At 55.3% G+C, this 20,613-nt stretch carries 17 protein-coding genes; 3 read left to right on the top strand and 14 right to left on the bottom strand.

Features of this window, described 5'->3' with window-relative positions:
- Nucleotides 1-38 precede the first annotated feature (38 nt).
- From EJ576_RS17860 to EJ576_RS17835, 6 genes are all read right to left on the bottom strand, one after another.
- Nucleotides 39-1,934 carry a TonB-dependent receptor domain-containing protein gene (locus EJ576_RS17860; RefSeq protein WP_126570802.1) on the bottom strand — a complete coding sequence of 632 codons (1,896 nt, stop codon included), beginning with the start codon at nt 1,932-1,934 and terminating at the stop codon, nt 39-41.
- A 118-nt stretch (nt 1,935-2,052) separates the two neighbouring features.
- Nucleotides 2,053-3,951, bottom strand: coding sequence for a 1-deoxy-D-xylulose-5-phosphate synthase (gene dxs / locus EJ576_RS17855; RefSeq protein WP_126570801.1), 1,899 nt, complete (start codon nt 3,949-3,951; stop codon nt 2,053-2,055).
- A 110-nt stretch (nt 3,952-4,061) separates the two neighbouring features.
- On the bottom strand, nt 4,062-4,949 hold the full coding sequence (gene ispA, locus EJ576_RS17850) for a (2E,6E)-farnesyl diphosphate synthase (RefSeq protein ID WP_126570800.1): 888 nt from the start codon (nt 4,947-4,949) through the stop codon (nt 4,062-4,064).
- Nucleotides 4,946-5,188, bottom strand: coding sequence for an exodeoxyribonuclease VII small subunit (locus tag EJ576_RS17845; RefSeq protein ID WP_003176346.1), 243 nt, complete (start codon nt 5,186-5,188; stop codon nt 4,946-4,948). Before EJ576_RS17845 ends, ispA begins: the two co-directional genes overlap by 4 nt.
- A gap of 158 nt (nt 5,189-5,346) precedes the next feature.
- Nucleotides 5,347-5,724: a MerR family transcriptional regulator gene (locus EJ576_RS17840; protein ID WP_126570799.1), complete on the bottom strand. Its 378-nt coding sequence runs from the start codon at nt 5,722-5,724 to the stop codon at nt 5,347-5,349.
- A complete protein-coding gene (locus EJ576_RS17835; protein ID WP_126570798.1) occupies nt 5,663-6,307 on the bottom strand; it encodes an NAD(P)H-dependent oxidoreductase in 645 nt (214 codons plus the stop codon). The genes EJ576_RS17840 and EJ576_RS17835 overlap by 62 nt, the downstream gene beginning before the upstream one ends.
- 186 nt (nt 6,308-6,493) lie before the next feature.
- On the opposite strand from EJ576_RS17835, the gene EJ576_RS17830 reads away from it, so the two are divergent.
- Nucleotides 6,494-7,525 (top strand): YhcG family protein, encoded by a 1,032-nt coding sequence (locus EJ576_RS17830; protein WP_126570797.1) that lies wholly within the window; start codon nt 6,494-6,496, stop codon nt 7,523-7,525.
- A gap of 15 nt (nt 7,526-7,540) precedes the next feature.
- On the opposite strand, the gene EJ576_RS17825 is transcribed toward EJ576_RS17830, so the two are convergent.
- The 3 genes from EJ576_RS17825 to ycaC all read right to left on the bottom strand — a co-directional run bounded on the left by EJ576_RS17825 (nt 7,541) and on the right by ycaC (nt 9,353).
- Nucleotides 7,541-7,975, bottom strand: a complete 435-nt coding sequence (locus tag EJ576_RS17825; RefSeq protein ID WP_016978554.1) for a hypothetical protein — start codon at nt 7,973-7,975, stop codon at nt 7,541-7,543.
- A 29-nt stretch (nt 7,976-8,004) separates the two neighbouring features.
- Complete coding sequence (locus tag EJ576_RS17820) at nt 8,005-8,571, bottom strand: hypothetical protein (protein ID WP_123475774.1); 567 nt, start codon at nt 8,569-8,571, stop codon at nt 8,005-8,007.
- A gap of 149 nt (nt 8,572-8,720) precedes the next feature.
- Nucleotides 8,721-9,353 (bottom strand): isochorismate family cysteine hydrolase YcaC, encoded by a 633-nt coding sequence (ycaC, locus tag EJ576_RS17815; protein WP_016978556.1) that lies wholly within the window; start codon nt 9,351-9,353, stop codon nt 8,721-8,723.
- A 453-nt stretch (nt 9,354-9,806) separates the two neighbouring features.
- Here ycaC and EJ576_RS17810 point away from each other — a divergent pair, with 453 nt between their 5' ends.
- Both EJ576_RS17810 and EJ576_RS17805 read left to right on the top strand, forming a co-directional pair.
- Complete coding sequence (locus EJ576_RS17810) at nt 9,807-10,043, top strand: hypothetical protein (protein ID WP_126570796.1); 237 nt, start codon at nt 9,807-9,809, stop codon at nt 10,041-10,043.
- A 247-nt stretch (nt 10,044-10,290) separates the two neighbouring features.
- Complete coding sequence (locus EJ576_RS17805) at nt 10,291-11,394, top strand: nuclease (RefSeq protein ID WP_126570795.1); 1,104 nt, start codon at nt 10,291-10,293, stop codon at nt 11,392-11,394.
- A 186-nt stretch (nt 11,395-11,580) separates the two neighbouring features.
- Here the strand turns inward: EJ576_RS17805 and EJ576_RS17800 are convergent, their stop codons facing one another.
- From EJ576_RS17800 to EJ576_RS17780, 5 genes are all read right to left on the bottom strand, one after another.
- On the bottom strand, nt 11,581-13,596 hold the full coding sequence (locus EJ576_RS17800; protein ID WP_158628951.1) for an ATP-binding protein: 2,016 nt from the start codon (nt 13,594-13,596) through the stop codon (nt 11,581-11,583).
- 35 nt (nt 13,597-13,631) lie between these two features.
- Nucleotides 13,632-16,652 carry a type III restriction-modification system endonuclease gene (locus EJ576_RS17795; protein ID WP_126570793.1) on the bottom strand — a complete coding sequence of 1,007 codons (3,021 nt, stop codon included), beginning with the start codon at nt 16,650-16,652 and terminating at the stop codon, nt 13,632-13,634.
- Nucleotides 16,653-16,782: 130 nt separating this feature from the next.
- On the bottom strand, nt 16,783-17,841 hold the full coding sequence (locus EJ576_RS17790; protein ID WP_126570792.1) for a macro domain-containing protein: 1,059 nt from the start codon (nt 17,839-17,841) through the stop codon (nt 16,783-16,785).
- A 14-nt stretch (nt 17,842-17,855) separates the two neighbouring features.
- The gene (locus EJ576_RS17785; protein ID WP_126570791.1) at nt 17,856-18,491 is read right to left on the bottom strand and encodes a DUF4433 domain-containing protein; all 636 of its coding nucleotides are present in this window, start codon (nt 18,489-18,491) and stop codon (nt 17,856-17,858) included.
- Between the two features lie 2 nt (nt 18,492-18,493).
- Nucleotides 18,494-20,599 (bottom strand): site-specific DNA-methyltransferase, encoded by a 2,106-nt coding sequence (locus EJ576_RS17780; protein WP_256656616.1) that lies wholly within the window; start codon nt 20,597-20,599, stop codon nt 18,494-18,496.
- Between the last annotated feature and the right edge of the window lie 14 nt (nt 20,600-20,613).

Here is a 20,613-nt window from a genome sequence, read left to right as displayed (position 1 = left end):
GGAGCTGGCTTGCCTGCGATGAGGCCGGTACAGCCAATTCAGATCTCAGGCGTCCACGTCACCCCAACCATCCACACCCGACCTTCCTCACGGTAATCCTGATTGTTCAAAAAGTTTGGATCGTCATAGCTGTAACGCGCCCGCGCATAGGATTTGTCCAACAGGTTATCGACCTTCAACGACAACGCCACTTCCCGACTCACAGCCCAACTGCTGCGTAACCCAAGCAAGGCATAGCCGCCCAGGCGGTGGGTGTTGTCTTCATCGTCATAACTGCTGCTGATGGCTTGCCAACTGGCACCTACGCCCAGTTTGTCGAACTGCCGATCCAGATCCAGGTTCAACGTACGCCGCGCGCGGCGGGCCAGGGTGTGGCCGCTGTCGCGGTCGCGTGGGTCGATGATCGAAAGCCCCAGGTTGCCTTGCCAGCCAAACAATTCCTGCTTGAGCGCGGCTTCAAAGCCGTTGATGCGCGCTGACGCTACGTTCTGCGGCTTGCCGGAGCGATCGAGAATGATCGCATCGCTCAAGTCGGTGCGGTACAGCGACGCTTCCAGACGCGTGCTGTCGCTCAACTGGCTGCGCCATTGCAACTCGTAGCTCTTCGAGGTTTCCGGCTGCAGATTGGGATTGCTGTACTTCGTGTCCGGGTAATACAGGTCGTTGAAGGTCGGAGCACGGAAACCTTCGCTGTAACTCAACAGCAGGTCATTGTCCGGGTTGACCGGTAGCGTCAGGGTGCCGCTCCAGCTGTTCTGCCCGCCAAACTGCTGGTTCTGGTCGCGCCGCAGGCCCAGTTCGGTGGAAAACCATTCGCCTTGAAAGCGATGCTGCACAAAGGCGGCGCGGTTCCAGCGGCTGTTTTCAGTGAACGTGGTGCTGCCATGGAAGCGGTCTTCGTACCAGTCACCGCCGAGTATCAGGCTGTTCTGCTCATTCAGCTTCAGGTCGTTCTGCCAATTGACCGAGTCGCGGTAGGTGTTGAACACACTGAAATCGTCACTGAGGGTGTCGCGCTTGGTATCGCGGTTTTCGCTGTGGCCCAGTTCCAGGCGCGACTGCCAGCGCTCGTTGAGCTTGGCATCCACGTAGCCGCTGGCGCTGCTCACGGTGTAGTCGGTGTAGGGCTTTTGCCCGACGGTTTGCCCGGTGGCGACGTCGTAGCGGCCGAAGCTGTTGTCGTACTCCGACTTGCCGCGGTTATCCAGCAGATTGAAACCCGCTTCCAACTCATCGCTCAACGAGTGGCTGAGGTTCAGGCTGACGGACTGGTTGCGATAGGCATCATGGTCGCCATCGCTGGGGAATGAGGCGTGTGTCGAATTGATGCCGGCGGTTTCATCCAGGCTCGCGCCGAGGTTGAAACGTGTGCGTTCATCGCCACCGGACAGGCCGAGGCTGCGCTCCCACGTCTGGTTGCTGCCAAAGCCCACTTTCAAGCGCGGCTGTAGACCCTGCTCGGCATTACGCCGGGTAAACACTTGGATCACCCCACCGATCGCATCGCTGCCATAGATCACCGAACGTGAGCCGCGCAGCACTTCCACCCGTTCAATCTGGTCGACGTTAAGGTATTGCAGGCCACTGTCGCCGGAGGTGGTGTTGGCAATGCGCTGGCCGTCCACCAGCACCAGGCTTTGCGCAGATTTGGTGCCACGGATGTAAATCCCCGGCAGGCTGCCACGTCCGCCGGTTGGCGCGACCTGCACGCCGGGCACGCGGCTGAGCAGGTCAGTCACGCTGGTGGGTTGCAGGCGGTCGATATCGTCGCGGGTGAAGACGGTGTTGGCGGCGCTGCTGTCGTTGCGGGCCTGGACCTGGCGGTTGGCGCTGATAACGACGTCGGGGAGTTTCAAGGCGTCGTCGCGGGTGTCGGCGAGCAGGTCGGTGGCAGGCAGAAGAAGAAAGGGCAGGGCAAAGTGCAGACGATTCATGGGCTGTCCATAGCGTTGTAGGTGCCGGCTTGCCGGCGATGGCGGTCTGTCTGACACACTGATGTTGAATGTGCGGCCGCTATCGCTGGCAAGCCAGCTCCTACAAGTGTTCGGGGTGTTACAGGCCGAGTAGTGCCATGCGCTCGCGCACTGACGCTTCGATGCCGACCTCATCCAACCCGCATTCCGCCAGCATCTGCGCCGGCTTGGCGTGTTCGACGTACACATCCGGCAAGCCCAGGTGCAGCACCGACTTGAGGATATTCTCCCGCGCCAGGAACTCGCTGACGGCCGCACCGGCACCGCCCATGATGGCGTTTTCTTCGACGGTCACCAGCAGCTCATGGCTGCCGGCAATCTCACGCACCAGGTCTTCATCCAGTGGTTTGACGAAGCGCATGTCGACCACGGTAGCGTCGATTTTCTCGGCTACTTTCAGCGCTTCCGCCAGTTGCACGCCGAACACCAGGAACGCAGTCTTGCTGCCTTGGCGACGCACGATGCCCTTGCCGATCTCGATAGGCTCAAGGTCTTTCTCGATCACTGCATTCGGGCCATTACCGCGCGGGTAACGCACAGCCGCCGGGCCGTTGTACAGGTGGCCGGTGCTGAGCATCTTGCGCAGTTCGTTCTCGTCGCTCGGTGTCATCACCAGCATGCCGGGGATGCAGCGCAGGTAAGACAAGTCGAAGCTGCCGGCGTGGGTCGGGCCGTCTTCGCCCACCAAACCAGCGCGGTCGATGGCGAACAGTACGTCGAGGTTCTGCACCGCCACGTCATGTACCAACTGATCGTAACCGCGCTGCAGGAAGGTGGAGTAGATCGCCACCACCGGCTTGGCGCCTTCACAGGCCATGCCGGCGGCGAAGGTCACCGCGTGCTGTTCGGCAATCGCCACATCGAAGTAGCGCAGCGGGAAACGCTCGCTGAAGGCCACCAGGTCGGAGCCTTCCTTCATCGCCGGGGTAATGCCTACCAGGCGCGGGTCGGCGGCGGCCATGTCGCACAGCCATTGGCCGAACACACCGGAATACTTCGGGCCGCTGGCCTTTTTCGGCGCAGCGGCGGGAGCGTCCAGCGGTTCCAGCTTGGTGATGGCGTGGTAGCCGATCGGGTCGACTTCCGCCGGGGCGAAGCCTTTGCCTTTCTTGGTGACGATATGCAGGAACTGTGGGCCCTTGAGGTCACGCATGTTGCGCAGCGTGGCGATCAGGGTGGGCAGGTCGTGGCCGTCGATCGGGCCGATGTAGTTCCAGCCCAGCTCTTCGAACAGGGTGCCGGGTACCAGCATGCCCTTGGCATATTCTTCGGTACGGCGGGCAATTTCCCACGCGCCAGGCAGACGCGAGAGCACCTTCTTGCTGCCTTCGCGCATGCTTGCGTAGGTGCGGCTGGAGAGGATCTTAGCCAGGTAATTGGACAGGCCACCGACATTGCGCGAGATCGACATGTCGTTGTCGTTGAGGATCACCAGCATGTTGGCGTCCACTTCCGGCGCATGGTTCAGCGCCTCGAACGCCATGCCGGCGGTCAGCGCGCCATCACCAATCACCGCAATCGCCTTGCGATCGCTGCCTTGCAGGCGGGCGGCAATCGCCATGCCCAGCGCGGCACTGATGGAGGTGCTGGAGTGGCCGACGCCAAAGGTGTCGTACTCGCTCTCGGCGCGGCGAGGGAAGGCGGCAATGCCGTCCTTCTGGCGCAGGGTGCCCATCTGCTCGCGGCGCCCCGTGAGGATTTTATGCGGATACGCCTGATGGCCCACGTCCCACACCAGCCGGTCATCCGGGGTATCGAATACGTAATGCAGGGCGATGGTCAGCTCGATGACGCCCAGGCCTGCACCGAAATGCCCACCGGTCTGGCCGACCGTGTAGAGCAATTCCAGGCGCAACTCATCGGCCAGGGTTTCCAGCTCGGCTTCACCCAGTCGACGCAGGCCGACCGGCGTGACAGCACGGTCAAGCAGGGGCGTGGACGGGCGCTTGCGGGGAATCTCTTGAAACGTCGTGGGCATCAGGCGAATCGTTATAGGTATAGAAGAGGCGGCAGTTTACCTCAAGCATCGCAAACTGCCCACGCAGAGCACCGAACTTGGCCGATATGCGGCCGCAAAGGCCGCCGTTATCAATGCCGGCGTTCGACGATATACCGCGCCAAGTCACGCAGTGGCTCGGCCGCCGCGTCGAAAGGTCGCAGGGCGTCCAGGGCCTGGTCACGCAGTTCCAGGGCATAAGCCTTGGCGGCTTCCAGCCCAAGCAGTGCCGGATACGTCGGTTTGTCCCGTGCGATATCGGCGCCTTGGCGTTTGCCCAGGGTGGCCGTGTCACTTTCTACGTCGAGAATATCGTCCTGCACCTGGAACGCCAGGCCGATGGCCAGCGCGTAGGTCCTCAACGCCGTCAATTGAGCGCCTTCGGCACGCCCACTGGCCAGCGCGCCCAGGTGCACGGCGGCTTCGATCAAAGCACCGGTCTTGTGGCGGTGCATGTACTCCAGGGCTTGTTGATCGAGCTTCTGGCCGACCGAACCCAAGTCGATGGCCTGGCCACCGACCATGCCGGCCGGACCCGCGGCCACGGCCAGCGCCGTGACCATGCGCAAACGGATCTCGGCGTTGACGCTGCTCAGCGTCGGGTCCAGCAGTGCGCTGAACGCCAGGCTTTGCAGGCCGTCACCGGCGAGGATCGCACAGGCTTCATCAAAGGCTTTATGGGTGGTTGGCTGGCCGCGACGCAAATCGTCGTCGTCCATCGCCGGCAAATCGTCATGCACCAGGGAATAGGCGTGGATCAACTCCACCGCACAGGCCGCGCCATTGGCCTGCTCGGCGTCTGCGCCCAAGGCTTCGCACGCCGCATACGCCAGCAACGGACGCACGCGCTTGCCACCATTCATCACGCTGTAGCGCATGGCTTCGTAAAGACGCTTGAGTTCGGGGCTTGGCGCAACAAACAAGGGTTCCAACGCCGCATTGACCCGGGCTTGGCTACTGGCCTGATACGCGTCGATCATTCGGGCTGTTCCGCATCGAAAGGTTCTTCGGCCAACTCCCCGTCACGTTCCAGCAGCACTTGTACCTTCTGCTCCGCCTGCGCCAAGGCGCTCTGGCAGTCGCGGGTCAGGCCGATGCCTTGCTCAAACGCCGTCAACGAGTCTTCCAGCGACAACTCGCCGTTCTCCAGACGCTCGACCAGGGTTTGCAGGTCGGCGAGGGATTGTTCGAAATCGAGTGCAACTTTTTTGCGGGCCATGGCGGCTATTCCGGTAGACGGTAAACCGGCGCGACACTAGCAGACATGGGGATTCTGGGCAAATGAGTGGGGGAGGGTGTTCAGGCGGTGAGCCGAATAAGCGCCCTATTCGGCTCATCAAATGAGCCGAATACCCATTTTATTCGGCTCACCGCCGGTCAGGATCTTTGCGCCATTGACGAGCACTGTTCTTGTGATGTTTTCAACTGTGCTTCAAATGTCTGCAATCCCACGTGCATTTCCTGTAGCGCGGCAATTTTCAGGGCTAGTTCCTGCTTCTTGTCTGCGATTGCCTGGTCCGCCCGCTCCCAGGGCAATACATCGCCTATGTGGCCTGAAAGAATCTCCTGCAACTCCTTGAGCTTGAACCCCAACTGCTGCGCGCACTTGATAAACATCAGCAGCTCAACGTTTTGCGCCGAATAGACCCGGTATTGGCCCTGACGCTGTGGCGCAGGCAACAGCCCAATTGCCTCATAGTGACGAATCGCCTTGATGGTCGTGCCCGACAACTGCGCGGCTTTGCCGATGTACATGAAAACTCCTTTTTTCCGTTAAAGCGCCGGCCTGTTTCAGCCATGTATCCCGCTGCGCCGCAGTGGAGCCCAGTACCGGCCCGAACAGCAGCGTCTTTGCAGTCTTGACACCACAAAGCCCCAGCGTGGTCTTGCGCATCTGGTGAATGCCCGGCATGCGATAGAACCAACGGTAATACCATGGCGGCGTGTCCAGGGTCACCAGTAAATGTGCCGTTCGGCCGTGGAGCAGTTTGTCAGGAAAAGCCCTGCCAGCTCGGTATTTAAAGGCAAAACCGGGTAGGAAAATTCGGTCGATAAAGCCCTTCATCAACGCCGGGATGCCGCCCCACCAGATCGGGAAGATAAATGTCATGTGAGTGGCCCAGAGAATGTCGGATTGCGCGCTGAGCAGGTCGGGCTCCAGCGGCTGAATCTGGGTGTAACCGTGATGAAGGACGGGGTCGAAAGCCAGGTCGCCCAAGCTTAGGACACGTACTTCATGGCCGGCGTTTTTTGCCGCCTGGATGTAGGTATCGGCCAGGGCTGAACAAAAGCTGGAGGCGGAAGGATGGCCGAGGATCACCAGGGTACGCGGGGTCATGGGGAGGTCCTGAACAGGGCGTTCCAGGGTAAAGGCTGCTGTATAGGGGAGAGTCAAGTCAGTAGTCCGCAATGGCCAGCAGGACGTTTCTGTAGTTATTGAAGGGTCCTTCTTGGAACGACCTTCGCCCCTTGTGACAGTCAATGCGCCTGACTAGCCTGCCTCAAAACTCCAGAGTGACATGGGATGAGCGAACCCTGTATCGGCTTGACCACACCCCCAGCGGGCTACAGTGACTGGCTGACCGACCTGAAAGGCCGTATTCATGCGGCGCAACAGCGCGCAACACTGGCAGTGAATCGGGAATTGGTGTTGCTCTATTGGCAGATTGGCCACGACATTTTGACCCGCCAGGCGGAGCAGGGCTGGGGCAGCAAAGTCATAGATAGACTTGCCCAGGATTTGCGTGCAGCCTTTCCCCGAATGAAGGGCTTTTCGCCGCGTAATCTCAAGTACATGCGTGCTTTTGCCGAGGCGTGGCCAGATGCTGAATTTGTGCAACAGGCTGCTGCACAATTGCCTTGGGGCCACAATGTGGTGTTGCTCGACAAACTCCCCGGCCCCGAAACCCGCCGCTGGTACATAGCCCAGGCGATAGAGAACAATTGGTCGCGTAACTCGCTGGTGATGCAAATCGAAAACCGCTTGTTGGAGCGCAGTGGCAAGGCGGTCAGCAACTTCGAGACCCACCTGCCCAAACCGCAATCCGACCTGGCGCGTGAGTCGCTGAAAGACCCTTACCGTTTCGACTTCCTCAGCCTGGCCCTGGACGCGCAGGAGCGCGACATAGAAAACGCCTTGATCAAGCACGTCACCGACTTTCTGTTAGAGCTAGGCGCCGGTTTCGCCTTTGTCGGCCAGCAAGTACTGCTGGATGTCGGAGGCGATGAGTTCTTTGTCGATCTGCTCTTCTATCACGTGAAGCTACGCTGCTACGTGGTCATCGAACTGAAAGCCGGCAAGTTCAAACCCGAGCACCTGGGGAAGCTGAGCTTTTATCTGGCTGCCGTCGATGCCCAGCTTAAACATCCACAAGATGGGCCCACCATCGGCTTGCTGTTGTGCAAGAGCAAGAACGAAGTCGTCGCCGAATATGCGTTGCGCGATAACAATCGACCGATTGGTGTAGCGGAATATCAACTGGTTGAGTCGTTGCCCGCAGAGCTGCGAACCAGCCTGCCAAGCATCGAGCAGATCGAGCGGGAGCTGGCGGGTTAAAACTGACTGATAGCCTCAAAACCCCGGCGGAATATACCCCGGCACAAATGGCACATTCAGGCACTTGCCATGCAGGATCCGACCATCCTCAATCCTGAACAGCACGATCTTCTTCGTCTTATCCACCGTGGCTTCCAGCTTGCAATCCGAACTGTGCCCGACCTGCTGGTAATACTCCGTGTACACCATCCCGTTCCCGGTGTGATTCATTGAAGTCCCGGCGGCTTCAGTGGTCGTCCATGAAGAGGACTTGTGCCAGGTCATCACCACCTGCGTGTCGCCATTGGGCGCATTCTGCTTCTTCATCGAGTCGGGCTTGCCGAATAAATCCAACGCCTCTTGCACGTCACGGCCTTCCCAGCGCGATTGTGCAATCAGGTGGCACCCGTTGATAAACAGCACCGCGGGCAACAAAAGGCCAGCCAGCAACAGCCGTGTCCATGTAGGCATCGTGAATCCTTCTTGTAGGTGAGTGTTGCTCAGCGCTTGTTGCCCAACATGTCGTCGAGGTCGTCGATCATCTGGCTCTTCTCCTGAGTCGGCCCCAACTGCTCGAACATGGCCTTGGTGGTCTGGATCATCTGCAGGTGGGTCATCTTGCCCATGGCGATGGTGTCCTTGCTCTTGCCCGGTTCGCAGACATACGCGAGCGTGCGGTCGAGCCAGAACTCCTTTGGCGTCTGCCACGTGTTGGAGACTTTCAAGTGCGTAAGGGTGTAGGAAAACGGTGCAACCGACTGGCCATTGAGAAAGCGCACCTTGCGCGTGGAGCACTGCACTTCGATGTTGTACACATCGATCATCGGCTTGCCCGGTTCTTCATACACCACCGTGACGGCCACCAGTTTCGCGCCCTTGTTGTGGTTCGACGGCACCACGGAGGTACGGTCGGCCACATACATCACGTTTTTATGGGCGCGGCCGCTGCCGTAGATGATCGACCAGTCGCCGATCGGTGTTTCTTCATCGGCCAATACCGACGTTGTGCTGATCAGCAAGACGGGCAGCAGTGCCAGGCAGCGCCCGACTTTGGTTAAGGTATTCAATAGCGTCCTTCCTTGAGGCTCGAAATAAGCGAAGGACTTTAGTGGTGAGGCGGTGCCGTCACAATTAGGGCAAGTGTGCTAATGGCGCATTGCTAGTTAACCAAAAAAGCCTGCGTTTTAAGGCAGGCTTAGTGTATGCAGCGGTTGAGTTAGTCCTTACGCGCCGTCAACGCCGAGTAACCATTCATCAAGTTGCGATAGTTGGGAATGCGCTGGGACAACAGGTTCCCCAGGCCTTCGATATCGTTGCGCCAGTCGCGGTGCAACTCACACGCCACCGAGAACCAGTTCATCAACTGCGCACCCGCTTGCGTCATCCGGCTCCACGCCGCCTGCTGCACCGTGGTATTGAACGTGCCCGATGCATCGGTCACCACAAACACCTCAAACCCTTCCGCCAGCGCCGACAAGGTCGGGAACGCCACGCACACATCCGTCACCACACCCGCGATGATGATCTGCTTACGACCAGTGGCCTTGATCGCCTTGACGAAATCTTCGTTGTCCCACGCATTGATCTGGCCTGGGCGGGCGATGTAGGGCGCGTCCGGGAACATCTCTTTCAGCTCTGGCACCAGCGGGCCATTCGGGCCTTGCTCGAAGCTGGTGGTGAGGATAGTCGGCAGGTTGAAGAACTTGGCCAGGTCGGCCAGTGCCAGCACGTTGTTCTTGAACTCGTTGGGCGAGAAGTCCTGCACCAGGGAAATCAGGCCGGTCTGGTGGTCGACCAGCAGAACAATGGCGTCGTCTTTGTTGAGGCGGTTGTAGGTTGCAGTGCTCATGGTTGAATCCTTTTTTGTTTAGGTTGGTTGGGCGTTGCGTTCAACATGGGCACAGATTAATGGGTGGGGGCTGGGGGATAAATCGGGTGAAACCGGTAATACCGTCAACTCAGAGGTGACAATGGTTGGAGGGCCAGCAGTATCAGTCCCTTTCATTTGAAGGACGTTTCCGAGAGAATCCCAAGCGCATTGCGTCAGCGGGAGTGCGTGACTAGGCTGCGGGTCGTCACTGGTTTATTCAGTGATCGGGTTTAGTCGCCCGGACTTCGCTAGGCGCACGCGCCATCCCAAAGACAGGTGTCTTCTCACCTGCACTTTATGGTGGCTGTGCGCAGGGCACCTCCGGGTGCGCCGGTGCCTAGCGGCCGGTCGACTAACCTGCGTACAGCCGCCACCTCTACTCGTTTAGTCGCGAAAAGACGGTGGTATTCACTTCCCGCTAGAGGTTTTGCTATGGATAACGTTTGTTCGGATTCACGCTCTTCGCGTGCAGCCAACCCATTTGTAGTCAATGAAGAACTGAGCTTTGAGGATGCCTGGGTGCGTGTGGCGGAGTTGCTGCAGTGTGCGGTGGCTACGTCGCAGGTGCTTGGGGAAACGCTGGGTGCGCCGCAGAGGGCGGTGATGCATTTGGTGGAGATGGCGAAGATGGTGGCCGATCGGGCGGTGGAGTGTTTGCAGCTGAAGTGATGTGAGATTAGGCATTTGGTCAGCAATTTGCTGATCAAATGCCGTCCCGGCCAGCATGTTTACGTATTGCGCTTATGTCGTCATTTGCCGCTTTTTGCGACACGTCTTTCTTTCATGTTGCTATTGGCGACATATCAATCATCCCATCCAAATTGTGCAACAGCCTGCTGCCCAATTGCGCTACTCGCCAGAGTGGCGTGCGACGGTGGTAAAGTCGCGAGACTCCACCTCACCAAGGATGTGCCACTTGCCTATAAAAACGGATGTTTGGACCGTCGGTGTTGCGCCGACCAAGCTCCCTCTGAGTCGATTGGTCAGCGAGCAGTTGCTTGAAAATATGATCCTCAACTCACCAGGCATTCTCTCGGACGAGTGGATGCTGATAGGCAAGCAAGAAAAAACCAGTTCAGGTGGACGCATTGATCTGCTGGCGATTGCTCCCGACGGCAACTTAGTGCTGGTTGAGCTCAAACGCGACCGCACTCCTCGGGACGTTGTTGCCCAGACACTCGATTACGCTGCGTGGGTTCAGGGGTTACAGCCGAATGAGATCGGCGCGATTTACGAGCGATTCAGACCAGGAAATACTCTCTATGCTGACTTTTTAAGTCGTTTTGGACGTGCCTTGGACGATGACGAGCTAAATCAAAGCCATCAGTTGGTCATTGTCGCGACGGAGTTAGACGCAAGCAGTGAGCGGATTGTTGAATACCTCAGCAAGCGAGATATTCCGATCAACGTGCTGTGCTTTCAGGTTTTCCAACTGGGTGAGCAGCAACTGTTGAGTCGGTCTTGGCTACTCGATCCCGTTCAGACACAAGTGAATGCGGTATCGGCGAGCGAGGGGCATAACGAGCCTTGGAACGGTGAGTTCTATTGCTCGTTCGGAGATTCGACATCTCGCTCATGGGAGGACGCCAGGGAGTTTGGCTTTATCTCAGGTGGCGGCGGCGCTTGGTATAGCAGAACGTTGCAGCTGCTTTCGCCGGGTGATCGTGTATGGGTGAATATTCCGCAGCAGGGTTATGTTGGCGTTGGAAGGGTGCGTGGAAAGTCGACCCCGGCGAACGAATTCACCGTGAGTGTGAACGGTGAGGAGTGCCCGGTGCTTGAGGTTGCCAAGCGCGCCAATTATCACGCTGAGTTTGTGGACGATCCAGAGCGGTGTGATTACTTCGTGTCGGTTGAGTGGTTAGAGACCGTACCAGTGAGCCAGGCTGTGCGGGAGACTGGGATGTTTGGTAATCAGAATACGGTTTGTAGGCCTAGGACACAAAAGTGGCGGTGGACGATTGAGCGGTTGAAGGAGAGGTTTGCTGATTTTGATGAGGTAGTTGCGAGTATGTTGTAGCGATGAGTGCTGTGCTGGAAATATGGTAGAGCGCACATTAAAAAGCCGGCTTGTGGGCGGCGTTATTTTTGAGTTTTTGCCTTATTTTGCTGGGGCTTTTTGCGAAAGTTAATTCTGTCCCCCCATTTGTCCCCCCATATCGCCGAGACGTGCCATCTGTCGGCGCAATGCCTCACTCCCAGTTGACTACTTCGGTTGCAACGATTGAGGAAGGTATTGGGAGTATTTACTGTGAAGCAAGGCGACACCTTCGTCTTTTGTAGCGGTGTAGTCCAATTTTTCGCGGAAAGCTTCTAGTCGGGCCCGGGACGCGCCAAGGATTTCACTCCACGTAACAAGACCTATTTTGAGGTTGGGCTCATCATGAAAGAAACCGAAGGCTTTTCCCTGTTGGCGAACTGATCGTGCTGCTTCTTCTGTCATCTCGTTCGATACTGCTAGAAATGTCCAGTGGGTATTATGCTTGTCGAATCGCTCGTCGGCGGCTACGGCCATCGCATAACTTTCGACTTGTGCTTTTACCTCAAGGTCGATTTTTTGTGAGGGGCGTTTCAGCTCTACGACAAGGTATTCACGACGGGTCTTAGCATAAGCGGGTACTTCCCGGCCTAGCAGCAAATCGATGACTGCCTGGGAGCCATCATCACGGAGCACGGGTTTTGGCTTTCTGGACTTTTTCTCGGTTGGCCGCAGTTTGCCTAAGTGTTTGCGCAAGACGGTGTTCAGGTTCTCATCGCTATTGGTAAGAAGGTATTCCTCACCAAAGATCCAGGTCTCACTTTCCAGCATCCGGTGCAACTGAGTGCGCTCTTTCAGCTCTCGTTTTGATTCTGCGTCGAACAGGAGCTCGTGTAGCCCCGCAAGGAATTGCAGTCGATCCGTGACTAGCTTGCTTGCTTCGATAATGGCTGAAAGAGTGGTGTATTGAAGCAGGTCAGCAAGCTCCGATTGCTTCTCTTTCGGGAGGTCTAAAACTTCCGTCAGAATGCGCTTCAAGGCCTCGGGATTTTCGTCAAGAGCGGTCTTGATCATTCGGAGCGTGAATTGGCGATTCCGAATATGGCCGTCGCGAAAAGAGTCCAGGTACTGGTGTACGTTCAAGGCGCAAATGTCGAAGACCTCTCTTCGGGCTTGCTCTAGCTCGTCACCAGCATCTCCAGAGAAAGGATAGACGCCTTCATCTTTCCATTGCTGGACCAGTTCCGATGCGGTCTCTGCTTTTTTGCGACGGAAATGAGAGCGCATTGCGGTACGTGCGCTGTCGACAAGGCGGCGGAGGTCAGCGTTTAAGTCATCGAGTGTGAGTAAGTTTTCATGATGCAGCTTCGCGATGTAGTCTGAGCGAAGGAACGCCGTGAAGTTAAATTCACTTCCCGGCCGAATACCTGCCTCAACCTCGTGAAGCGCAAAGCCATCTATATCGCAGAGACATATCCGCCTCTCTTTCTTTGCAAAACTCCATTCGACGATGTCTAGTTTGGCCTGCACCTCGGTCCCGTCTATTGCTAGGAACGCTGGCAGCTCAATAGAGTCGTGCGATTTCTGTACTGATTTCGGATCAATGCGCTCCTCACGGAAAGTGATATTGGTAGCGGGATAATTGCGCAGATATAGTGCGAAAATTTCTGCAAACTGTCTTGCTGCTGACCCCTCTTGTGTCAGTACTCCTAGGGAGTCTTGAAGGTTGGAAATATAAACTTTCGTGCCGCGCTGACGGTCAACTGGGGCCGGGTGAGCCTCTATGATTTCGAAGTCTTGCAGCTTACTAGCTTGTCCTTTAATGGCGTGCTGAAGGAGTTTGTCTGAACTCTCAAGAAATGCCGTATCCCAAGTTACGTCATGTCCAAGTGCGAAGGCTTTAAACCGGCCTTTGCCATTCCTACCGTGCATTTTCTTTTGCGCGCCGGTAGTAGCCCTGTGGTCTCGTTTCCAGGAGCCGCCTAGGTTGCCGAATGCCCGCTCAGCCTCCTGCACAGTGATGCCGTTTCCATTATCCAAAATCTCGATTTCTACTGGGCTACCCAGTTCATTGTCAGTGATTCGGATATGGACCTGATCTGCATCGGCATCCAAGGCATTCCAGATAAGTTCGGCAAGCGCGTTTACTGGCTTTCCGCGAGCGAGTGACTCCAGGTGATCCGGCTGCGCTTGAACATGAACGTATTTTGATCCGTTCCGGTGCTCCGCTGTCTCTTCGCTCATCGTTCTATCCATGTTGTTTTCTTGACCCGATTTACTTAGCTCAGTACACCAGCGATTACGTCATCGACGCTGCTGGCTCTACCGAAGCGCAGGCTGGCTTCATTCTTTGCTAGTAAGCTGAAGTGAGCGGTTCCGCAGTCGATCTTCGCCTGTTCAACGGGACGAAGGTCATCATTGAACAAGCTACTCTTGGTTTCCACAACAAAATAAAGGCGCTCGGTACCGTCCTGCTCGACTAGGATGGCCCAGTCGGGGTTGTAATTACCTAGCGGTGTGGGAATGCGGAACCAGCCTGGCAGCTTTGCATACACCTTAACTGCATCGTTGTATTCGAGTGCCTGCGCGAAATCACGTTCGATTGCTGAGTCGTAAACCACGTGCTCGTAGACAGATTTCTCGGTGTTGAGCAGCATGTTTTTCAGATAGCCAGTCAGCTCCTGCTGCTCAAATAGCTCCTGCGCATAGTAGCTGTCCTCTCCCAGTTTCACGTACCTGATGCCGTCTACCAGCGCTAAGCGCTTGCAGCGGTTAATGATTTCGCCTGCCAGTTCAATAAACTGCTGGGGGTTGCGCTTGAAGTCGTCGAGGCGCTGGCTTTCCGTGAGTACGCGCACAAGGGTGCGGCGAGTGAGCTGCGTGCGGTCTTGCAGGTCGGTCAGAATATCGGGTAGTTCGATGTTGCTTTCGTCAAGCGTGACAGTGTAAGCACCTTTTTTCTCGTTGGCCTCTATGCCTGACTTACCAATCGCCAGATCTGCTTTGCGCCACTGTAGGCGGGGGCGGAAAACGGCCGGCGCTTTCTGCAGGTTGCTGATGCAGCTGGCGATCAACTGTTCGTTGTCGAAGTCGACGCGATAGGTGGTTTGATGCTTGATCCTATCCCAAAGGGCCTTGAACTCTTCGCTCTGCAGTACTGCTTGGCGAGTTGGGACTACACGGCGCTCATCAGCGTTCTTGATCTCCAAGCGACCGGATACTTTCTTCAGCAGCTCAACTATTTGAGAGCGTTGAGCCTCGAACTCGGGTGGTAGTTGAAGCAGGCCATCTTTGAGGGCCTGTTTCAGTGAGTCTTGCACTTTCCCCTTGGCATCAACGTATTGCTGAGCCTTGAGGAAGTCCCAAAGCACCTTGGACTGTTCAAAACCAAGAGGCTTGGACTCGCCCTCTGTATTAGTTATAGCAACGGCCGCGAATTGGTATTGCTCAACGATGCCGAAGCGTATGCCTGTGTCATCTTCGATCTCTTTTTGCAGGTTTTCGGCGAAGGTTTCGTAGTTCTCAGTAGCAATCACCGTGAGTGTATTTACCTCGAAACCGCGCACCCGCTCGCCGCTTTGGTTGACGCATAGACGCAGGCCGCGCCCAATGGTCTGTCGGCGCTCACGCTCGGATTGGATATCTCGCAGGGTGCAGATCTGGAATACGTTGGGATTGTCCCAACCTTCCTTGAGTGCCGAATGGGAAAAGATGAATTTCAGAGGTGTGCTGAAGCTGAGCAGCTTTTCCTTTTCCTTCATTATAAGGTTGTAGGCGCGCTCAGCGTTTTCTCTGTTGCCAGCGTTGTTCTCAGTGGTGTTAGACCAACCACCTTTTTTGTCGATGGAGAAATAGCCGTTGTGAACCTCTTCAGCGCTGTGGTTGAAGTCGACCTCACTGAAAAGACTTTGATAGTCCGGGTGTTTGGCGAAGCGTTTGTATTCTTCTTCGAAGATGCTAGCGTATACGCCTTTCACCGGATTGCCGTCGGTATCGTATTGGCGATAGCGCTCGACCGACTCGATAAAAAACAAAGAAAGTACCTTGATGCCCATCGGACGGAAGCGCTTTTCCTTGTCCAGGTGCTCCTTAATAGTGCGGCGGATCATTTCGCGCTGAATGGCCAGGGGTTCTGCTCCGCCATGAACATCACCGATGCGTAGGTACTTCTCACCGCCAGGGTACCGTAGCTCGACGAACTCCTCGCCTTTGGCCGTGTTGATTTCTCCGATGCGAATATCCTGATAAACCGCACGCTTGGCTGTCTGTTGCAGATCGTCACCATCGTAGGCAGTGACTTCTTGGGTGACCACTCCACCAGTAGCGGTGCTCACATCTAACTCGATCTTGGCGGAGATTGCACCACGCTTGTTGTTCACTGCCACCAAGCGAACAAATGGCTTGTTGTGGGCGTCTTCCACCGTGGCTGAGGCTACCTCAATCTGCTTCACTAAGCGGCGCTCATAGGCGTCAACCGCATCTAGCCGGTAGACCATGTGGTGTTTGTCTGCGTGAGTTGCGGAATACCGCAAGGTGCATAGCGGGTTCATTGCATCCAGTGCGCTTTTACCCGCACCTTTGAGGCCTCCATCCACGCTCTGAGGCTCGTCGACAATCAGGATCGGTCGAGTAGCCTTGATCAGATCGATGGGCTTTTCACCGCCAGTCTTTTCGCTATCCTTGTAGAGGTTGTTGACATCCTTCTTGTTGATGGCGCCTACGGTGACTACCATGATCTGGATGTTAGAGCTGGTGGCAAAATTTCGCACCTCGCCGAGTTTGCTCGAGTCATACAGGAAGTAATCGTAGGGTGCGCCAGCATAAATCCCTTTGAAGTGATCCTCGGTGATCTGTAGGGTCTTGTAGACTCCTTCTTTTATCGCAATCGAAGGCACCACGATGACGAACTTTGTAAAGCCATAGCGCTTATTCAGCTCAAAGATGCTGCGCAGGTAGACGTACGTCTTTCCCGTACCGGTCTCCATTTCGACGGTGAAGTCGCCTGAAATAAGCATTCCGGAGGGGGGGAGCCCGCCACGCAGCTGAATGTCGCTCAGGTTCTCGTGCAGTTCATCGTCGAGCAGCGTCAGGCGATTACCCACGCCCAGGTCGGACTCGGCGATGCCTAGCGCAAACTGCTGTGGGGAGGAGTCAGGAAAGAGATCACTGTCTGCTGGGGCGGTGGCTTTCATCGTGACCGTAAATTCGGTACGGCAAGCTTCCTGACCGCGGAACAGATCGCAGACTGCTTCGATCGCCTGTAGTTGGTAGTCGAGATCTGGCTCGAAGTGCAGTTTCATGTTTCATCCATATCCAAGTTCGCTCTTGCGTAAGGGCGAAGAGATCCTGTCAATCGGTCACCCCGATCCTTGCTGAGTGATAGCGTTAACGACCATCAGCACGAACCGGTTAGAAGCATTCAGTATTGGTTTAGGCGCTGAGCGAGAAGGGCTCAATCCAGCCTTTTGCTGCCAATACATCAACGGCTATACCAATTTGACGCGGTGTGAATTGCTTCTTGCGAGCGTTCCAGGCGTATGTGTGGGCGACAACGTCATCGACGCTGGATACGGGCTCGCCTTGCTTGACGACCCAGTGCACTGTGGCGAGCAACTCCAAGCCGAAGGGAGTTTCAAAGCCCTCCACCAGCTCCCCGACTCGATCAAATCTGGTACGAGTCTCAATGTTTTCTGCGAGGAAAGCGTTCGCCTCCTCGACTGCACCAGGCACCAGCATTAATGGTTTGTCGGGCGCATCTCCACCATCTGCGTAGCCGGAAACCAAGTGCCCCTCAATCGTCCGCAAGACATGTCGCAGGTTCTCGGCGTAAGGACCGTAAGCGGCTTTGAAGTACTTTAGGCGTAGAGGCTCTCCCGCTGCCTGCATGAAGTACATTAGCTTGTGCACCTCCAGCAGGCTGATCGTAGGATCAAGCAAACCTCGCACATAGCGACTCATCAGCTCGACAAGCGCTGCGCGCCCGGGGGTCATGCTCGGTACCTCACGACTATGGTGCATCGTGTCTGCCGCAGGTGCGCCCTTAGGTTCGTAGATTCGAACACATACGTCCGGCAGGTTGGCCATGGCCGCCTCGATACGTGGACGTACATCAGACCAATCAAGCCCGCCCAAACCGCTGCCCAGTGGAGGAATGGCGATTGAGCGGATACCTCGGCTACGTATTTCTGCCACTAGAGCACTGAGCCCCGTGTCTATATCCTGAATGCGGCTCTTACCACGCCAGTGACGCTTAGTTGGGAAATTTATGATGTAGCGCGGCAGCGTGAGCTGGTCTGTATCGAACACGAACATACGACCGGGCTGTACCTCATCGCGCTTGCATGCAGCTTCATAGGCTTTGAAATTCTCTGGCCACATATTTTTGAACTGCAAGGCAATGCCACGGCCCATCACACCGACACAGTTCACTGTGTTGATGATGGCTTCAGACTCATCCCGCAGGATGTCGCCGCTTACAAATTCGATCATGACTGACTCTTCATTCAGTAATACCACTCAGGGCGTAGCTCGACTGTTGGTCTGTGCCCTTGTGCAGGCAACACGTTAGCTACCTGAGTATAGATTTGCCTGGACTGCACCCCAATTCGCTCGATCAGGTGCCAGGGAAAGGCGTTTTCGAGTAAAAACTCGGCTTGCTTGCCCTCTTTGCACTGACTCCATTGGCGGGACTGCACGGCATTCCAGTCAACGTCATTGAGCTGAGTCAGATCGGCTCTATCTTCGAAGTAATAGGCCCCGGCATTGGAAAGTGTGAAGGCCCAGCGTCTAGCATGGATATTGGCCCACTGCACTGCCGCATGCAGGTCTGCTTCCAAATGGACGATAGGCCCTTGTCCGCCCTTATAGGTTAGATCCTGATGTTGTCGATAGATCAGATACAGCATCACCGAGCGTGGACAAAAGTAGAACGGTACGCATTCGCCCACATGCAAGGTTGGATGGCTGGCCAGCTCCAGTTGGAGGCGCCGCTGCTTGATGTGGTTCATGCCAATGACGGTGCCAGGCAATGCCTGATTTAACAGTACTGCATCGGACAGCATGCCCGCACTTGCAATGATGGACGGTAATCGGTCCACATGGCAGATATGGTAGATCTTAGGCTGCGCAGGCACGGCCATTTTTACAGGCTCCGCACGTTCTTGATGCCAGCTTGGTTGAGGATGGCCGCAAGGTTGGTTTTGGCTATGTCATCGGCAAAAGCGCTGTCGCGGAATACGCAGGTGCTATCGCTGGCAGGTGCCTGCGCCTTCTGCCAAGTGATAATACCCTGTGCCAGGTCTTCCACCTCATCACGGGTAATGTTTTCTGTGAGGCAGGCCAGCAGCACGCCACCACCGATGCTGTGAATTGTTTTGCTTGCAATCTGTCGTTGCTCAATGGGGACGCATAGATCTAGACCGAGTTTTAATAGCAGCTCAGTCAAGATATCGTCCTCATTGCGATCATGAAGAATATGGTCTTGGTGATCGAGTAGGCTGCGTTCGATATCTACTGGATTTTGGTTCCAAGCACGAATGTTGGAAAAATCAAGCTTATAAACGCGAAATCCAACATCGCCTTGGAAGTTAGGGGTTTCAGTACTTACCTTGACTCCTGCTCGCCGCAAACGCTCTTTAGTTATTTCGGAAATTGTCAGTTGTAATTTTGATTCTAGGCAAAACTGAGCTGCGAGGTTCTGATCTTTATCTTCTATGTTCAAAGGCTCAGGTATTTGAACGAGGATAAAGCGCCTGTTTTGATTGTTCTCTGCATTGGCGAGCATTACTCCGTGGGCGGTAGTCCCTGAGCCCGCAAAAAAGTCTAAAACTATATCTCCATTATCAGAGAAATATTCCGTAATTTTTTGCATGTCACGGTAGCTTTTAGGGTTTTGGAATATGCTTTTCCCATCAAATAGCGCGGCAAAATCTTGGCTTGCTTTCTGTGCGTAGCTAAACTGCACGCTGCGCATAACTTGGTCGTTCTTCTCAAAAAGATTCCGTCGTACCGATGGGATCGTTGTTTCGTCTATGCCGAAAGATATATTGCCAGCGTCAATTTCTTCTTTCATACGCTCATATGTTGGCCAAACCCACCCTCTGCTTGGAATCTTGCATGGTTTTCCTGTAGTTTCATGTGGTACTTCATAGCGAGGGCCTCCGCCGCCTGGCCAGCTAGGGTCTCCATCATCTCGATAGGGACCACGTTCATCAACTTTTGTAAATCTGGAAAGAGGAGCTCTTGGGTCATCTTCGTCAAAAGTTGAATAGAACTTCTTGAGCTCAGCGGAAACTTGTTTCCAGTCGTCGTTAAATTCATGTCGAAGCTTATTGAAAAGCTCTTTTACCTCGTCGGCACCTTCTTTTGGAGCTCGAAGTCTAACGTCGAGTTCTGTGAGGAGTGCCTTGTTTTTTCCATACACAACCATATATTCATGGCCGTTTGATATGAGTTTTGCATCATTTTTTCTATTTTTGTCATAAACTAACACGGCAATAAAGTTCTCTTCGCCGTATATTTCATTCATGGTTTGGCGAAGATTGCTTAGTTCGCGATCATTTATGCTGACAACGATGTATCCATCTTGTTGTAGAAGGTTTCTAGCAAGCTTGAGGCGGGGGTAAATCATGTTTAACCATGAAGTATGAAATCTTCCGCCAGCTTCAGTGTTACTAGTTAGTTTCCTACCGGATTCAATTTGCCCTGTTAGCTCCAGATAGCGTGCTATGCTGTCTTCAAAGTTGTCTGGATAAACAAAATCATCGCCCGTATTATAGGGGGGGTCGATATAGATCAACTTGACCTTGCCCGCATAACTCTTCTGCAGCAATTTGAGCACTTCGAGGTTATCACCCTCGATCATAAGGTTTTGGGTTTTTTGCCAGTCCACGCTTTCATGGGGACATGGCAGCAGCGTACCGGTGCTTGGGGTAAGCGCCAGTTGGCGGGCTGCGCGCTTGCCGTGCCAGTTGAGGCCATACTTTTCGTCCGCGTCTGTTGCTGTGGCGTCGCCGACCAGTTGCTTTAACACATCCTGATTGATGGCCACACCGTTAGGGCCTTCATTAATCAGTTCAGGGAATAAAGATTTGAGTTTGGCGATGTTTTCGGCCTTGAGGTCGGCGCTGTGCGCTTCTGGCGACTGGGCGTCGATTTTTTGCATGGTCATTCTGCTATTTTCCTCACGGTCTGCCTGCACATACTTGTTCGCAGGCACGGTATAATGCTGGCTGGCATGGTATTCCATTTCGGCATATTTTT

Origin of the sequence: Pseudomonas sp. C 49-2, from assembly GCF_003970195.1 — a bacterium.
GTDB classification, from domain to species: domain Bacteria; phylum Pseudomonadota; class Gammaproteobacteria; order Pseudomonadales; family Pseudomonadaceae; genus Aquipseudomonas; species Aquipseudomonas canadensis.
Note: the sequence above shows the minus strand (reverse complement) of the source record. Positions and strands in the feature narration are given on the sequence as shown.

Bases quoted from the DNA above. Each gene is read 5' to 3' on its own strand.
- EJ576_RS17860 (WP_126570802.1), bottom strand. From the start codon at position 1,934: ATGAATCGTCTGCACTTTGCCCTGCCCTTTCTTCTTCTGCCTGCCACC.
- dxs (WP_126570801.1), bottom strand. From the start codon at position 3,951: ATGCCCACGACGTTTCAAGAGATTCCCCGCAAGCGCCCGTCCACGCCC.
- ispA (WP_126570800.1), bottom strand. From the start codon at position 4,949: ATGATCGACGCGTATCAGGCCAGTAGCCAAGCCCGGGTCAATGCGGCG.
- EJ576_RS17845 (WP_003176346.1), bottom strand. From the start codon at position 5,188: ATGGCCCGCAAAAAAGTTGCACTCGATTTCGAACAATCCCTCGCCGAC.
- EJ576_RS17840 (WP_126570799.1), bottom strand. From the start codon at position 5,724: ATGTACATCGGCAAAGCCGCGCAGTTGTCGGGCACGACCATCAAGGCG.
- EJ576_RS17835 (WP_126570798.1), bottom strand. From the start codon at position 6,307: ATGACCCCGCGTACCCTGGTGATCCTCGGCCATCCTTCCGCCTCCAGC.
- EJ576_RS17830 (WP_126570797.1), top strand. From the start codon at position 6,494: ATGAGCGAACCCTGTATCGGCTTGACCACACCCCCAGCGGGCTACAGT.
- EJ576_RS17825 (WP_016978554.1), bottom strand. From the start codon at position 7,975: ATGCCTACATGGACACGGCTGTTGCTGGCTGGCCTTTTGTTGCCCGCG.
- ycaC (WP_016978556.1), bottom strand. From the start codon at position 9,353: ATGAGCACTGCAACCTACAACCGCCTCAACAAAGACGACGCCATTGTT.
- EJ576_RS17810 (WP_126570796.1), top strand. From the start codon at position 9,807: ATGGATAACGTTTGTTCGGATTCACGCTCTTCGCGTGCAGCCAACCCA.
- EJ576_RS17800 (WP_158628951.1), bottom strand. From the start codon at position 13,596: ATGAGCGAAGAGACAGCGGAGCACCGGAACGGATCAAAATACGTTCAT.
- EJ576_RS17795 (WP_126570793.1), bottom strand. From the start codon at position 16,652: ATGAAACTGCACTTCGAGCCAGATCTCGACTACCAACTACAGGCGATC.
- EJ576_RS17790 (WP_126570792.1), bottom strand. From the start codon at position 17,841: ATGATCGAATTTGTAAGCGGCGACATCCTGCGGGATGAGTCTGAAGCC.
- EJ576_RS17785 (WP_126570791.1), bottom strand. From the start codon at position 18,491: ATGGCCGTGCCTGCGCAGCCTAAGATCTACCATATCTGCCATGTGGAC.
- EJ576_RS17780 (WP_256656616.1), bottom strand. From the start codon at position 20,599: ATGGAATACCATGCCAGCCAGCATTATACCGTGCCTGCGAACAAGTAT.